Genomic DNA, 12,363 nt, shown 5'->3' on the forward strand with positions numbered 1-12,363 from the left:
TCCGTCGTGGACGAGGTGGGCCAGGGCGGCTCCCATCCCGAGCACGATCACCGGCAGGCAGGCGACAAGGGCCACGATCGGCCAGGGTGCTTTGGTCATCCCGGCCGCTGCCATCAGGTGATAGGCCACCTGGCCACCAGCTCCGAGGGCGAGTGAGCCGATGGCGGACCAGCGGGCGAACGTCCGGGCCCGGCGTCCAACGTCCATCCCGAGCCAGACCCACATGGCATAGGCCGCGTACGTCTCGACCCCGATCGGCAAGGTGATCGCGGTGTTGATCCGGGCTTCCTCCCAGATCCCGGGCAACGGGTTGACCGGCCCGAACCCGGTCAGGCGCCCGAGTTCAACCCAGCCCGACCAGATGGCGACGAACGCGGGCATGGCCAGCAGCAGCACGGGCCAGGCGCGTCCCTGTCGGGGCGCCGCAGTCGCGCCTGGAGAGTCGGTGTCGTGCGGTGTGGTGCTCATCGGTGAGCCTCCCCGGCGCTCAGTTCTTCGAGCGGCCATCCGTTGGCCTGGTAGTGCGTCTGGTAACACGTTGCGGAGTAGTAGAAATCAGTGCTCAGCAGCAGGTGAACCCTCGTTCCGCAGTTGGGGCACGGGCTCAGCCACCGGGGCATCAGCAGCTCTCCGGCAGGCTTTTGGCCAGAAGGGCGCCGTCCGCTCGTCCGGTGTCGATTCCGGCGACCAGGTGCCCGCCGGAGCAACGCACATCGACCACCCGGGAGACCGGACCCGAAGAGCCCGCGTCCTTCTCCTCGGTGGCCCACTGGACGATGGCCGTGGCGCCCGGCGTCACGATCAGAAGGACCAGGTAGCCGATGGCCACCTGACGCCCGACCTGTCCCGACAGGGAACGGGTAAAGGTCGCGGCCTCATGCGCACGCCGTTCGGCGCCCAGCGCACTCACGCCGCACCGTCCAGCGGCCCGAAGCTCACGGCGTAGAAGTCCTGCATCCGGCGCGTCACCCGAGCCTCAGCCCGGCGCAACCGGCGCCAGGCCAGGTCATCCGTGTGCGAATCAGCCAGCGCAATAGCAATTTCCGCATCGACCACGGCCAGTCCCGCCTCGATCAGAGGCATCTCGGCCTCGATCTCGCGAAGTTCGGCCCGCGTCGGCTCTTCCCCAACCGCTCTCATCTCGTATCCCCTCGTGATGATCCGTGGTGCGATGGGAGGAAGCTAACAACTGAATGGGGAATGAGTCAACTGTTAGGAAAATCTGGACGGGAAGGTTGCTTCTCACCTGGGACGATGCAACCAATCAGACTGTTAGGCTCTGAATGGTTGAGCCGCAGGCAGCAGACAGGAGACGCGAAGGATGACGACGGACGGGCACCCGCTGACCCGAGGCGAGGCACTGCACCAGCAGATCGCCCGCAGCATTCGCAACCAGATCCAGTCCGGCCGGCTCCGGGACGGCGAGCCGCTGCCGTCCTCGCGCCAGATGGCCGAGGAGTGGAAGGTCAGCGTCTTCACGATCACGGAGGCCATGAAGGTCCTCGCGGCCGAAGGCCTGGTTGTGAACCACTCCCGGTCCCGTCGCCTGGTCAACTTCCCCGGTGAGACAACCCCGACCCCGTGGCGGCCGGCCACCCCTCAGGTGCTCCTGATCGGCGGGTTCCCCGGCTCGGGCAAGTCCGAGCTCGCGCGCGTCCTGGCCCGGCTCACCGGCTGGCCGATGCTGGACAAGGACACGCTCACCCGGCCCGTGGTCGAGGCCGCGCTAGAGATCTTGGAGCACTCACCCCACGATCGGGAGTCGCCCGAGTACGTCGAGCGCATCCGGCCCCGGGAGTACGAGGCGACAGAGGCGACCTACTTGGAGAACGTCGAGTGCGGCAACAGCGCGATTGTGGCCGCCCCGTTCATCCGGGAGTTCCAGGCCAAGTCATGGGTCGACCGCACCACAGCCTCCATCACAGCCAAGGGTGGCGAAGCGACGCTGGTGTGGGTCTACTGCGAGCCCGACACCATGCATCGCTACATGCGACAGCGCAGCGCCGCCCGGGACACTACGAAGCTGGCTGACTGGCCCGCCTACCTGGACAGCATCAACCTGGACATGCGCCCGCACGGGCCGTTCGAGCTGATCGACAACTCGGCATCCAGCTCGCCGTTGCAGACGCAGGCGTCAGCCTTGGTAGACAAGGTCCTGAAGGCCGCGAAGTAGAAGCCACCACCGCACGTCAGGAGACTCTGTGACGCTGAAGGACCAGCCCACCGTCGGCATTTTGCATCCCGGGCGGATGGGGAGCGGGATCGCCGCCCAAGCCCGAACGAACGCCGCTGACGTGCTGTGGTGTCCCCAGGGGCGCAGTGAAGCGACCACGGCCCGCGCCGATGCCGGTCACCTCACTGCCGTGCTAAGCATCGGCGACCTGGTCGAGCGCTCCGACATCATCCTGAGCATCTGCCCACCGATGTTCGCCGAAACCGTGGCCACCGACGTCGGCCAGTACGACGTCACCGGAAAGATTTTCGTGGAAGCCAACCCGGTTACCAGTCAGCAGCTCGATCACATCGGCAAGTCCCTGCCCGGTGCCACGATCGTGGATGGCGCCATCATCGGATCGGTACCCGGCACGGGTAAGAAACCAGCGCTATATGTGGCTGGTCCAGGCCAGGCAACGGCTGCACTGCGGTCCCTCTACGAGGGAACTGACGTGATCGTGAAAGACCTCGGGCCGGAGCTGGGGAAAGCCTCAGCCTTGAAGTCCGCCTACTCGATTTATCAAAAGGGGGCTCGGGTACTGACGGCCCTGGCGCACGCCCTGGGCGACGAGCACGGCGTTAGAGACGAACTGCTCGCCCTGGCTCATCAACGCAGCGGCAGCTACCTCAGCGAACCGGACTACGTCGCCGAAATGGCGGCCATCGCGTGGCGCTGGTCTCCGGACCTGACCGTGGCAGCCGCCGAACTGGAATCGGCCGGCTACCCGGGCGCGCCTGTTGCGGCCCTGGCCGAGGTGCTGGACATGTGGAGCGAGACCCGCAACAACTGGAACCTCACTGCGCAGGAAGCTACCGAAACCCTGCGCCACTAATCCGACGTACCGTCGTCCTCTGCACACAGAACGGCTCCGGCTACTACCTATAGCCGGAGCCGTTCGTTTTGCCTTACCTGCGATCGGCCGGCATCAGCCGATCAGGTGGTTGAACTCGCCCTTGCTCGCGCCGTCCAGCCAAGCCGAGAACTCAGCCTTGGTGAACGTCAGGGTCGGGCCGGCCCCGTGGGCCTTGGTGTCACGTACCTCGATCTGCCCGTTGTGCCGGCGCATCTCGACGCAGCTTCCGGTGTCGGTGCTGGCCTGCGCCTTGATCCAAGGCGTATCGCTCATGTCAGGAACTCCTTCATGGGGACTGCGCTGCTGTGGAGCACCGCGAACCTGTCAGCTAGGTCCGCGACCACCTCAGGATCAGAGCTGTACTGGCCCGAGAGGTACCCCTCAACGTAGACGAGCGGCGGCTCCTCAGAGCCGTCCGGAAACGTCAGCAGATTGAACTCACCCCGCCCGCCCGGATGAGCACCAACGGCGAAGGGAAGCACCCGAATTTCCACGTCGTCCCGCTCGTCCAGGCCCCGCATGAACGCCACCTGGTCTCGCATCCCCTCAGCGCCCCCGACCTGGCGCGCGAGCACCTCTTCACCGATCACGAACGACAGTCGCGCCCGCCCGATCGTCTCGGTCTGGCGCGTCGTGCGGACCTCCGCCAACCGTGCCGCCGTAGACGTGGTCAACCCGGGAGTCACTGCGAACTGTTCGTGCTGATAGCCAGGGGACTGGATCAGGCCCGGCACGGCCAGCGGCGAAAACACCTGGATCTGCGAGGCGAACGATTCCATCTCCAGATACATGACGAACCCCGGTGTTGTCGGCAGCCCCCTGCCCTTCTGCTCCCACCACGTCGGCTCGTCCGCCTGTTCCGCCAGTGAGATCAGAAGGTCCCGCTTCTCGGGGGCGACCTTGAAGACCTCGCACGCATAGCGAACCATGGCCACGCCCGGGCGAACCTGACCGTTCTCGTAGCGGGCCCACGCCGACTTGGACGCCAGATGAACGTCTTTCATGTGTTGGTAGGTCACCCCGGACTTGAGGCGAGCTTCCCGCAACTGCCGTGCCAGCGAACGCCGTACCGCGCCGATCCCCGATTCGGTCATCCCCAAAGTCTAATCTTCAGAATGGTTTTCCCCAACAGAAACGTCCCAGTAGACGCGTCCCGCTCAGAGGGTGCCCCAGCGGGACCGTGACACCCAGGAGACATCCGGGACAAGCTTCCTGACAACACCAACCGACCGATGGAGGCCCAGGGTGATCCAGAAAGTGATCGACCGGGCAGCTATCGGCCGGCGGTGGAGTCACAAAGCCCCGCGCCTCACGTCAGCAAGGCGCACCCCACCCGCCCCCGGCACCGGATGCCGGCAGCCCTGCGGGAAACAGGGGAGGCGCTGTCCCGGGCAGGCAGCGCCAGGGGACAGGCGGGGAGTCGGCACTACGGGGACCAAGCCGACTCCCCGCCCGTAGACCGCCCCCACCGCGCCGAGTGACGGGGAAGACCTCGCGCCGTGGGGGCATCCAAGGTGCCGTGACTCAGCACCCTCCGCCGAGTCATGTCACGAAAGTGCTCCGGTCGCGTTTGTCACTGGAATTAACGATGACAAACGCGACCGGAGCTACAAACGTTGCTGCATTCAGAGCGAGAGGGAGGAGAACCAGTTCACCGCGATGCCGAACTCCATGTCGGCCAGTGACACGGCCAGCCAACTAGCAATCGACCCCATGGCCGTCTCCCTTCCCCTTGTGCATTCGCCCATAAGTGCCTCCGACAAGTAGGTGCGAGCGAAGCCAGCGAATAGAGCTACAACGAACAGGACTCCTAGAATCAGAACGAGGCTTAGCCCGCCCCCCATCTCGTCCCCTGTCGGTCTCAATGCAGCAACCATAGAATGCTGGCATGGCTGGCAGAGTGATGTCTATCGGCCATATGAGGTAATTTTCGGATTTGCTCACCCGGTTGCTTACTCTGAAAGGGTACAACCGGAGCGTTTATGTTCAGTTACTCAGTGGCGCCCCTTGGTGGAGACTAACTTCAGGACGGAGTCTCATCCGTGGCGTCATTCGGCCCGCGCTCCTCCGTATCGGAACTATCCGATAAAGTCGTTATATCGGGCCTTAGCAGTCTCACTGATTCGCCCAAGAGTCTAAGTTGTTCGAGGACCTTGGGATCTCTTAGAACTGACATATCGGGCAGGTTGCGCGTTGCTTGAGTCAAGGCATCTATGGCAGACCTCGATCCGGAAATGTCGGCCAGGCCGTGAGCGGAAATCTGACTCTGAAGTCCACGAAGCGCCTCGGCGCCGATCATGCTTCCCTTTAAATTGGAAAGAGCACTCTGAGAAAGGAGCGACGATTGAAAGTTTTTTGCAAAGTCAGGAGGAATCGGGGCCGAAAAATTTATGTTTGACGACCCATGCGCGAGTCTATGGGCCTGACGGACTTGGCGGAACTTTTCACTGGTCTCCTTCCAGGTCCTTACCCCAGGATCTCCCGGCAGGGCATGAATCTCGATAATTTCAACTTCTTCGATCTTTCCAAGGTCCGTAGCAGTTAATAGCGCTTCAAAAAGAAGTGATTTGCGTATGCGAATCACGGCAGAAGAATCGGAAATTGCATCAACAAATTCATACTGAACTTCAGGTTCGAATGCAAATATTGAGTAGACCATTGCTTCGATGTCAACGTCTGCGACGAAATCCACTTCGATTAGGGAGGTATCCGGACCGGCGCTCCCTTTGACTTTCCAATCAAGCTTAGAAATACCATGCAAGAAGGTTAGGCGCGGGTTGCCGTAAACTTGAATCGGTAGGCCACAATCGGCAGGGTCTATCCCGAACTGCCCAAAGTCCGAACTTAGCAACGCCAGGATTGCCTCACTTAGTGCTTGCTGCCGCAAATAGCGCTCTACCTGCTTTAGGTCCGCACCTGCAAGCTCAGATTTCTCTTCGGCCAGGTATAGCACGGCCTTGCTCAGGTCGTGGAACCAAGTGACGCGCCCGGCGGCCTCAATGATTTGGAGGTCCTCAGTCAAATGTTCATGCAGAATCTGAGGATCATCGGCAGTACCGAAATCTTTAAAATTGTTAGATACCCACACGATCTCTTCGGAGCGATCTGTGGCATTTATTAGATCTAGAAGAGATAGCCAGTTAAGCGTGTCGCGGTATCCGTCTCCGTTTTCATTGCATGGACGTCGTCGCGACACGGCCCTTTGAATCAATTCGCTATGCGGGATGGCGGGAGAAATGACTTCGATATTTAATGCTGAAATGATGGAATTAAACCTCTGTTGATGATCGGTAACTAATTGCCCCAGGGGGTCGCTGGCGTCTTTATAAATAGAGTTGCCGCCAAATATTGGGCGGTATCTGTTCGTCCATTTTTTCAAACCTTCAGAAGCATCTAAGACGCGGCGTTCGAAATTTCCAGTCGCTTCAAGAACGACAACTTCTGTTAATACGATTCTGATTTTCCAGGTGTCGCGAGCGTTTGCCAGAATCCGCCAGGCAGCCCCGGAAAACCAAGGATCACGAGTAAGCTCCGTCGTATCCAACGCCAAGATCATGACCGCATCATCTCAGCTGTACGACGATGTCGCTTAGCATTTGCACGGTTGATTGGGGGCTCGCCTGGAGTCGGATCAGCCCCAGGTCCGCACTTGAACCGTTGTGCCTGACTGCTGGGGCCCAAATAGTCGTCGGACCTATGGGCGAGACGCAGCTCGCCCTCAAACCGAGACCAGCCTCATTCTTGCCCCGGAGGCTACCCAGGTCGCATCGTGCATGTTAGAGCTGTCATGGGCGTTGGTCTTGTAAGGGTGATCCGTTCGCATCGCGCGGAGCCCAACAACGGAGACTGGTACAGCAGAGAAGTACAGCAACCACCCCGACCGTACCCAGCCTGGTTCGGCCGACACCGGCGCTGTGAGCGCTCTAGAGATGCTCACCGACCGGTCAGCCTGTGGCTGGGGGTCAGGGGGTCGCAGGTTCAAATCCTGTCAGCCCGACCATGAAAGTTCGGTCTCTCGTTTAGCGAAAAGCTGGAGGAGAGGCCGATTTTCTTTTGTCGCCCGGATGTCTCCAGGACACCGTTCGTAGGGGGTCAGGAGCCGGGGATCATCGGGGAAGATCCGTGCGGGCACAGCGCACAGATCTTCCCCGATCCGGCGTCCGCTCGCCGTGATCCGGCAGGACGACGGTGGTCGTCGGGTGCAGATGGGGCTGACTATTCGGTCGCCCGGGCCCGGGCGATCTGGGTCAGGGTGGCAGTGACCACGGCGAGGTGGGTGGCGACGTCGGCGTCCCGGGGGCGGGCTGCTGTCTTCAGCCCGATCCGCGGGACGTCGGCGAGTGCCTTCACGGTGTCGGCGATCTCGTCCGGGCCGAGCAGGGACGCCGCCGACGCGGCGAGCGCGGGATCCGGCCCGCGGGAGGGGATGTGCATGTCGGTCCAGGCCGGTCCCCAGGCCGTGTCCTCGCCGGTCGCGCCGGAGAAGATGTAGGCCCGCAGCAGCCCTGCCTCGGTGACCGCGGCGACGTGCTCGAGGGCGAGATCGGGACCATGCCCCTCGATGGCTGATCGGCCCCAGTTGAGGCTCATTCCGAGCACATCGGGGGGCAGGCCGAAAGACTGCACCGTCGCGATCTCGTCCGCCAGCCGGAAGAATCCTTTGGCCGGGGTCTGATCCGGAACGTAGGCATCGCAGTGCTCGACCAGCAGTTCGGCGCCGGCCAGATCCCAGTCGAGGATCTCGGTGAGGGAGCGTTCGAACGCGGACCGGGAACCGCCGCGGGGCCCGGGGGCGCTGTGGACCTCGATCGCGGCGACCCGGCGGGTGCCGTACTCGTCGGCGAGGGCCCGGGCCAGGTCGCGGGCCCGGGCGACGTCGGCGAGCGCTTCCCGGCGATGGGTCTCGTCGCTGGAAGCCATTCCGTAAAGGGGGTTTCGGCCCAGAGCGATCATCATCGAGGGCACCAGCGAGACCACCAGGTCCCAGTCGGGCCGGACGTGCTGCCTGATCCAGGCCGGCTCCAGCGTGCGCGTGCCGGCCGGGGCCAGAGCGAATTCCAGGCCACTGAGGCCGAGCTCGGCGACAGCGTCGAAGAACGCGTCCTCGCCCGCCGGGTCGGCGGGTGCGGTGATGTAGGCGGCCAGGAAGAGCCCTTCGAGACTGGTCATCTGATTCCTTCGTCGTGGCGGAGCGACATTAGCGAGGGCGCGGCCGCGGGTGGGCGGACCGGGTGGTTTGGTCGGATATCAGGGGGTTGACGTAGCCCGGTCGACAAATTATGTTCCGTCTCACGAAACTCGGTTCCATAAAGAGTCTGACATTCGTGCATGTGGCACCGCAACAGCCGTTCCGGATTTCCAGCCCTGTTCCCAGGCGCCGTCCCTGAACCGCCCCCAGCAGCCCGCACCGCCCGTTGGACGTCTGCTTGCGCAGCCCGAGAAGGAGTTTCAGCATGATGCGAAACAAAGCCGTTTCCGTCACCGTCGCCCTCACAGTCGCCGCACTCGCCGTGACCGCGTGCAGCGCCGGTGACGGCACCCGCACCGGCGCCGCGGCCAAGGACTCCGGCGACGCCGCCGAGACGACGTTCAAACTGGCCTTCAACCAGCAGCCGAACCATCCCCAGTTCGTCGCGCTGGACGCCATGGGCGACCGTCTCAAGGAACGCACCAACGGCAAGTACGACATCGAGGTGTTCCCGAACGAGACGCTGGGCACCCAGAAGGACACCATCGAACTGGTGAAGGCCGGCACCCTCGAGATGTCGATGGTCGCCGGTCCGCTGATGGAGAGCTTCAACCCCGACTTCACCGTGTTCAACCTGCCGTTCACCTTCGACTCGCAGGAGCACCAGCGCACGACGACGAACGACCCGGCGATCGTCTCCGGGTTGTACTCCTCGCTCGATGACCAGGGCCTGCACGTGCTGGGTTCCTTCCACGGCGGAGTCCGGAACATGTACTCCTCGAAGGGGCCGATCACCACGCCCGCCGATATGAAAGGCCTGAAGATCCGGGTCATCGAGTCGGATACGAACATCGAGATGATGAAAATGATGGGCGGTAGCCCGGCCCCGATGGGGATGGGTGAGGTCTACACCGCGATCCAGTCCGGAGTGCTGGACGGCGCTGAGAACAATGAGCTCACGTACGCCAACGTGAAGCACGCCGAGGTCGCGAAGTACTACAGCTACACCCGGCACCTGATGCTCCCGGACTACCTCCTGATCAATCCGAAGGTTCTGGACGCGATGTCCGAGGCCGACCGGAAGATCTTCCTGGAGGAGATCGCCACGGCGGTCGAGGAGGAGGGCAAACTCTGGGAGCAGGAGATCCCGAAGTCGAAAGCATTGGCGGAGAAGGCCGGTGCGAAGTTCAACGAGGTCGATACGGCCGCTTTCACCGCCCTGATCGCCCCGCTGACCCAGAAAAAGCTCACCAACGCCACGGTCCGCGACATCCACGCCAAGGTCCGGGCGGCCGCCCAGTGACCGGCCGTTTCGGGTCGGTGAGAGCGGAAAGGGCCTGAGACATGACCATGCTGAAGAATGCGCTGGATCGCGTCCTGACCTGGATCTGCGTGGTGCTGTTCGCGGCCCTGGTGCTCGACGTCGGCTGGCAGGTGTTCGCCCGGCAGGTGCTGAACGCCCCCAGCGGCTGGTCCGAGGAACTGGCCAAGTACCTGTTCATCTGGGTCGGACTGCTGGGCGGGGCCCTGGTGTTCGGCGAGCGCGGGCACGTGGCGGCCGACCTCGCGGTGCAGCGAGCACCGGAGAAGGTGCAGCGGGTCACCGCCGTGGTGGTCCAGATCGCGATCCTGGCCTTCGCGGTCCTGACCCTGATCTGGGGTGGCTACCGGGTGGTGCACCTGACCTGGGACCAGACCCTGACCGGCCTTCCGGTGCATGTGGGCTGGATGTATCTGGCCCTGCCGATCTCCGGGGTGATCACCGTGTTTTACACCGTCTTTCACATGATCCACATCGGCATCGGCAACGAGGTCGCGATCGACCCGGACGCCGAGACCTCGCTCGCGTAAGGGACCGCACTCACGTAAGGGACCGCACTCACGTAAGGGAAGGAGGAATCATGGATGCCGGAGTTCTTGCCGGTCTGGTTCTGGTCGTCGGGATCGCTGTCCTGCTGCTGATCGGGGCCCCGATCAGCATCGGTGTGGGCCTGGCCTCGACGCTGGCCATGTTCGTCGTGGTCGGCGCCGAGAACGGGGCCCTCACCGCGGCGCAGCAGATGTTCCGTGGCATCAATTCATTTGCACTGCTGGCCATCCCGTTCTTCGTGCTGGCCGGAGTGATCATGAACAATGGCGGCATCGCCATGCATCTGATCAACGCCGGCAAGGTGCTGGTCGGCCGGGTCCCGGGCTCGCTCGCCCAGACCAACGTCGCCGCCAACACGCTGTTCGGAGCGGTCAGTGGGTCATCGATCGCGGCGGCCGCCGCGATCGGCACGACGATGAGTCCGTTGCAGGCCCGGGAGGGCTACGACCGCAATTTCTCCGCGGCCGTCAATGTGGCCTCCGCACCGGCCGGGATGCTGGTCCCACCGAGCAACCTGATGATCGTTTACTCGCTGGTCTCGGGCACCTCGGTGGCGGCACTCTTCATGGCCGGGTACCTGCCGGGGCTCCTGTGGGCGATCGCCTGCTCGATCATCGTCTACCTCTACGTTCGCAAGCGCCCCGAACTCAGGGAGACCCAGCGGATCGGCCTCGCCGAGGGGGCCCGGATCCTGCTCGTCGCCACCCCGTCCCTGCTGCTCGTCGTCGTGGTGATCGGCGGCATCCTCCTGGGGTACTTCACCGCCACCGAGTCCGCCTGCATCGCGGTGTTCTACGCCGCGATCCTGTCGGCGTTCTACCGCACCATCAAGCTCCATGACATCCCGAGCATCCTGCTGGATGCCACTCGCATCACGGCAGTGGTCATGTACCTGATCGGTGTCTCGACGATCATGGGTTTCGTCCTGTCGTTCTCGAAGATCCCCGAGCTCGTGTCAGACGCGATGTTCGGGTTCAGCGAGAACCCGGTCGTGCTGCTCCTGCTGATCTCGGTCATCCTGCTGGCCGTCGGCTGCTTCATGGATGCCACCCCGGCGCTTCTGATCTTCACCCCGATCTTCTTGCCGATCGTCACGAGTTTCGGGGTGGACCCGATCCATTTCGGCATCATGAGCATCTTCAATCTCTGCATCGGCACGATCACTCCGCCGGTCGGGACGGTGCTCTTCGTCGGGGCGAGGATCGCGAACATGCCCATCGAGGGTGTCGTCCGTCAGTTGCTGCCCTTCTTCGGCGTCCTCGTCGTCACGCTCGTCATCGTCATCTTCACCCCCAGCCTCTCGCTCTGGTTGCCGGAGGTCTTCGGCCTGATGCCCTGACCGCCTGACGCCTCGACCGGAAACGAAATCTGCTACGCCTGAAGGAGAACCATGGAACAGCGCTTCGCCACCAGCCCTGAGCACATCCCGGGCATGAGCACCACCGAGATGCGTGACCGTTACCTGGTGCCCGGCTTGTTCGTGGACGACGACGTCCGCGCCCTGTACACGCATCACGACCGGGTCGTGATGGCCGGTGTGAAACCGGTGACCGGGCCGGTCGCGCTGCCCACGTTCCCCGAGATCGTCAGCCCGTACTTCTTCGAGCACCGCGAAGCCGGCATCGTCAACGTCGGTGGTCCGGGAACGATCACCGTGGACGGCACCAGGTACGACGCCGAGCACGGCGCGTGCCTGTATGTCGGTCGCGGCGCCGTCGATGTGGTGTTCGAGTCCGCCGATGAGGCCGGCCCGGCCCGGTTCTACGTGTTCTCGGCCCCGGCACACACCAGCTACCCGACGACGTTCGTCGCGCCCGGCGAGGGGACCGTCCGCGAACTCGGCGACCCGGAGCAGTCGAACCGGCGAACCCTCAACCAGTACATCCACGAGAAGGGAGTCCGCAGTTGTCAGGTGGTGATGGGCGTCACCACCCTGCACACCGGGAGCATGTGGAACACGATGCCGGCGCACACCCACGCCCGGCGGACCGAGGCGTACCTCTACTTCGACCTGCCCGCTGATGCCCGGGTGATACATCTGCTCGGCGAACCCACGCAGACCCGGCACCTGGTGGTCGGCAACGAGGAGGCGGTGATTGCACCGAGCTGGTCCGTGCACTCCGGCGTGGGCACCGCCAGCTACAGCTTCGTCTGGGCGATGGCAGGAGAGAATCAGTCGTTCGACGACATGGATGGTTTCGCCATCGCCGACATGCGCTGAGGCGCCCGCCTAGACA

The 12,363-nt window shown here is 63.4% G+C and carries 12 protein-coding genes and 1 pseudogene; 6 read left to right on the top strand and 7 right to left on the bottom strand.

Annotated elements, in window-relative coordinates; all coding sequences use genetic code 11:
* Nucleotides 1-3: 3 nt before the first annotated feature.
* The 3 genes and pseudogenes from QSK05_RS36510 to QSK05_RS28325 form a co-directional block, all read right to left on the bottom strand.
* Nucleotides 4-408 (bottom strand): annotated as a pseudogene (locus QSK05_RS36510) (ABC transporter permease); the annotation flags it as partial.
* A gap of 211 nt (nucleotides 409-619) precedes the next feature.
* Nucleotides 620-910, bottom strand: coding sequence for a hypothetical protein (locus QSK05_RS28320; RefSeq protein WP_285600410.1), 291 nt, complete (start codon nucleotides 908-910; stop codon nucleotides 620-622).
* On the bottom strand, nucleotides 907-1,140 hold the full coding sequence (locus QSK05_RS28325; protein WP_285600411.1) for a DUF6284 family protein: 234 nt from the start codon (nucleotides 1,138-1,140) through the stop codon (nucleotides 907-909). Before QSK05_RS28325 ends, QSK05_RS28320 begins: the two co-directional genes overlap by 4 nt.
* Nucleotides 1,141-1,321: 181 nt before the next feature.
* Here QSK05_RS28325 and QSK05_RS28330 point away from each other — a divergent pair, with 181 nt between their 5' ends.
* Together QSK05_RS28330 and QSK05_RS28335 are read left to right on the top strand one after the other, a co-directional pair.
* On the top strand, nucleotides 1,322-2,173 hold the full coding sequence (locus tag QSK05_RS28330) for a GntR family transcriptional regulator (RefSeq protein ID WP_285600412.1): 852 nt from the start codon (nucleotides 1,322-1,324) through the stop codon (nucleotides 2,171-2,173).
* A 28-nt stretch (nucleotides 2,174-2,201) separates the two neighbouring features.
* On the top strand, nucleotides 2,202-3,047 hold the full coding sequence (locus tag QSK05_RS28335) for a DUF1932 domain-containing protein (RefSeq protein ID WP_285600413.1): 846 nt from the start codon (nucleotides 2,202-2,204) through the stop codon (nucleotides 3,045-3,047).
* A gap of 93 nt (nucleotides 3,048-3,140) precedes the next feature.
* Here the strand turns inward: QSK05_RS28335 and QSK05_RS28340 are convergent, their stop codons facing one another.
* The 4 genes from QSK05_RS28340 to QSK05_RS28355 all read right to left on the bottom strand — a co-directional run bounded on the left by QSK05_RS28340 (nucleotide 3,141) and on the right by QSK05_RS28355 (nucleotide 8,237).
* Nucleotides 3,141-3,341 carry a DUF397 domain-containing protein gene (locus tag QSK05_RS28340; protein ID WP_285600414.1) on the bottom strand — a complete coding sequence of 67 codons (201 nt, stop codon included), beginning with the start codon at nucleotides 3,339-3,341 and terminating at the stop codon, nucleotides 3,141-3,143.
* A complete protein-coding gene (locus tag QSK05_RS28345) occupies nucleotides 3,338-4,162 on the bottom strand; it encodes a helix-turn-helix domain-containing protein (RefSeq protein WP_285600415.1) in 825 nt (274 codons plus the stop codon). Before QSK05_RS28345 ends, QSK05_RS28340 begins: the two co-directional genes overlap by 4 nt.
* Nucleotides 4,163-5,091: 929 nt before the next feature.
* Nucleotides 5,092-6,624, bottom strand: coding sequence for a PIN domain-containing protein (locus QSK05_RS28350; protein WP_285600416.1), 1,533 nt, complete (start codon nucleotides 6,622-6,624; stop codon nucleotides 5,092-5,094).
* Between the two features lie 659 nt (nucleotides 6,625-7,283).
* Nucleotides 7,284-8,237: a DUF4862 family protein gene (locus QSK05_RS28355; protein ID WP_285600417.1), complete on the bottom strand. Its 954-nt coding sequence runs from the start codon at nucleotides 8,235-8,237 to the stop codon at nucleotides 7,284-7,286.
* 284 nt (nucleotides 8,238-8,521) lie between these two features.
* Here QSK05_RS28355 and QSK05_RS28360 point away from each other — a divergent pair, with 284 nt between their 5' ends.
* The 4 genes from QSK05_RS28360 to kduI are packed head-to-tail and all read left to right on the top strand — an operon-like array spanning nucleotide 8,522 to nucleotide 12,347.
* The gene (locus QSK05_RS28360; RefSeq protein WP_285600418.1) at nucleotides 8,522-9,559 is read left to right on the top strand and encodes a TRAP transporter substrate-binding protein; all 1,038 of its coding nucleotides are present in this window, start codon (nucleotides 8,522-8,524) and stop codon (nucleotides 9,557-9,559) included.
* Nucleotides 9,560-9,600: 41 nt separating this feature from the next.
* Entirely contained in the window at nucleotides 9,601-10,107 is a 507-nt protein-coding gene (locus tag QSK05_RS28365; RefSeq protein WP_285600419.1) for a TRAP transporter small permease, read from the top strand.
* Between the two features lie 50 nt (nucleotides 10,108-10,157).
* The gene (locus QSK05_RS28370) at nucleotides 10,158-11,465 is read left to right on the top strand and encodes a TRAP transporter large permease (protein WP_285600420.1); all 1,308 of its coding nucleotides are present in this window, start codon (nucleotides 10,158-10,160) and stop codon (nucleotides 11,463-11,465) included.
* Nucleotides 11,466-11,516: 51 nt separating this feature from the next.
* Nucleotides 11,517-12,347 carry a 5-dehydro-4-deoxy-D-glucuronate isomerase gene (gene kduI, locus QSK05_RS28375; protein WP_285600421.1) on the top strand — a complete coding sequence of 277 codons (831 nt, stop codon included), beginning with the start codon at nucleotides 11,517-11,519 and terminating at the stop codon, nucleotides 12,345-12,347.
* The last annotated feature ends 16 nt before the right edge of the window (nucleotides 12,348-12,363 follow it).

It is taken from the genome of Kineosporia sp. NBRC 101731 (assembly GCF_030269305.1).
In the GTDB taxonomy this organism is placed as follows: domain Bacteria; phylum Actinomycetota; class Actinomycetes; order Actinomycetales; family Kineosporiaceae; genus Kineosporia.